Here is a 498-nt window from a genome sequence, read left to right on the forward strand (position 1 = left end):
CCGCCAAGGTCAAGGCGATCGAGGAGAACATCGCCCGGTTCGAGAAGGCCCACCCGAACATCAAGGTGAAGACCACCGGCAACATGACCGACGACAAGGTCAACCAGGCCCTGCGGGCGGGCGGTGACAAGGCCCCCGACGTGGTCTCCTCCTTCACCACCGACAGCGTCGGGAAGTTCTGCAACTCGGGCGCCTTCGTCGACCTGAACCCCTTCCTCGCGAAGTCCGGGGTCGACAAGGCCAAGGTGTTCCCCAAGACCCTGCTGGAGTACACGCAGTTCAAGGGCAACCAGTGCACGTTGCCGCTGCTGAACGACGCCTACGGCCTCGTCTACAACAAGACCGCGTTCGCCGCCGCCGGCATCACCGAAGCACCGCGCACCTGGAGCGAGTTCACCGCGGTCGCGGAGAAACTGACCAAGCGGAGCGGCGACTCGTACGAACAGGTCGGCCTGATGCCCACCTTCCACGGCTACGAGACCACCCCCATGCCGCCGG

Annotated in this window: 1 protein-coding gene; it reads left to right on the forward strand. The window is 65.1% G+C overall.

Annotation, left to right across the window (positions count from 1 at the left end):
• Positions 1–498, forward strand: a 498-nt coding sequence (locus G3I71_RS46805) for an extracellular solute-binding protein (RefSeq protein WP_164325036.1), incomplete at both ends; no start/stop codon positions are given.

Source organism: Streptomyces sp. SID12501 (assembly GCF_010550245.1).
Lineage (GTDB): Bacteria > Actinomycetota > Actinomycetes > Streptomycetales > Streptomycetaceae > Streptomyces.